This is a genomic window from Brevundimonas sp. UBA7838 (assembly GCF_002500885.1).
GTDB classification, from domain to species: Bacteria; Pseudomonadota; Alphaproteobacteria; order Caulobacterales; family Caulobacteraceae; genus Brevundimonas; species Brevundimonas vesicularis_C.
Genome location: NZ_DLTK01000061.1, coordinates 3,381 through 5,118 on the forward strand (window position 1 = coordinate 3,381; position 1,738 = coordinate 5,118).

Here is a 1,738-nt window from a genome sequence, read left to right on the forward strand (position 1 = left end):
GGAAGAGCGGCAGCAGGAATGTGCCGCCAAACAGGGCGAACCCGACGATGAAGGTCATGATGAACCCGACCAGGAAGTTGCGATTGCCAAAGGCGCGCAACTCCACGATCGGCTGGCGATAGGTCAGGGACCGCCAGATGAAGATCGGTCCGGCGACCGCCGCCACGACGGTCAGCAACAGGATGTGGGTGTCGTCGAACCAGTCGTTCTTGGCGCCCTCTTCCAGCACGAACTGCATCGACATCAGAAAGGCGGCCATCAGGCCCAGGCCCCACCAGTCGAAGCCCTTGGCCAGCGACGGATCGCCCTTGTCGAAGTTGCCGTAGCGCCCGACCAGGAACAGCACCAGCAGCCCCGGCCCCACGTTGATGAAGAACAGCCAGCGCCAGCTCAGCCACTCCGTCAGGTGGCCGCCCAGCGTGGGTCCGACGGTCGGCGCCAGGGTGACGATCAGGCCCATGACGACGCTGGCGGTGACGCGCTTGTCAGGCGGAAAGGCGGTGAAGGCGACGGCGAAGACGGTCGGGATCATGGCCCCGCCCACGAAGCCTTGGATGGCCCGGAACAGGATCATCATGTCGATCGACGACGACAGGCCCGTGGCGACGCTCATCAGCACGAAGCCGGCGCACGAGACCAGAAACAGCCGCTGCGTCCCCCACAGCCGCGACAGGAAGCCCGACAGGGGGATCATCACCACCTCGGGGATCAGATAGGCGGTCTGGATCCAGCTGATCTCGTCGGCCGAGGCGCCGACCCCCGCCTGGATCTGGGGCAGGGAGGCGGCGACGATCTGGATGTCCAGAATGGCCATGAACTGGCCCACCACCATGCCGGCGAAGCCCAGCAACAGCATGGTCCAGTTGATTTCGGGATGGCCGGCGACGGGACCCTTTTGCGCGACAGGGGCCCCGCCATCTGCGGCGGGGTTGGCGGCGGTCACTGGCCTGCGGCTCCGGTCGTCGTGGCGGCTTCGGCAAAGCTCTGGCCGCCCTGGCTCTTCAGGTCGATCTTGACGTCCACCGACAGGCCGGGACGCAGGGCCAGGCTGCGGTCTGCGCCGCTGACGACGATGCGGACGGGCACGCGCTGGGTGATCTTGGTGAAGTTGCCCGTGGCGTTCTCGACCGGGATCAGGGCGAACTCCGATCCAGTGGCGGGGGCGAAGCTGTCCACGCGGCCCTCGATCTTGCGGCCGGGGAAGGCGTCGGCGGAAATCTCGACAGTCTGGCCCAGGCGCACCTTGTCCAGCTGCGTCTCCTTGAAGTTGGCGACGATGTAGGTGTTGGTCAGGGGCACGACCGACAGCAGTTGCGTGCCGGCGTTGACATACTGGCCGGGCCGCACGCTGCGGGCGCCGACGACGCCGGCGACCGGAGCGCGTATGACGGTGCGCTCCAGCGCGATGCGAGCCTGATCGACGACGGCGCGGGCCTGTTCGACGGCGGCGACGCTCTGCTGACGGGTCGAGCCCAGCACGCCGGCCGTGCGTTGTTCGGCGACCAGGGCGGCCTGGGCCTGCTGGACGCTGGCGGCGGCGGTGGCGGCCGAGGCGCGCTCGGTCTGGATGCGCTGTTGCGAGACCCAGCCCTGTTCGGCCAGTTTTCCATAACGATCGACCTCGGCGCGGGCCAGGCCGGCCTGGGCGTTGGCCTGGGCGACGGAGGCGGCGCGGGCGGCGATGGTGGCCTGTTCCTGCTCGGCCTGGGCGTCGACATGGCCGACGGCGGCGATGGCG

General features: G+C 68.5%; 2 protein-coding genes. Both read right to left on the reverse strand.

Going from position 1 to position 1,738, the window contains the following annotated elements; genetic code table 11:
- Window positions 1-943 (reverse strand): DHA2 family efflux MFS transporter permease subunit (locus tag B3T77_RS04635; RefSeq protein ID WP_414633147.1); only part of this gene is annotated, 943 nt, incomplete at its 3' end.
- The coding region (locus tag B3T77_RS04640) for an HlyD family secretion protein (protein WP_292077683.1) at window positions 940-1,738 on the reverse strand (799 nt) is incomplete at its 5' end. The genes B3T77_RS04635 and B3T77_RS04640, both read right to left, overlap by 4 nt.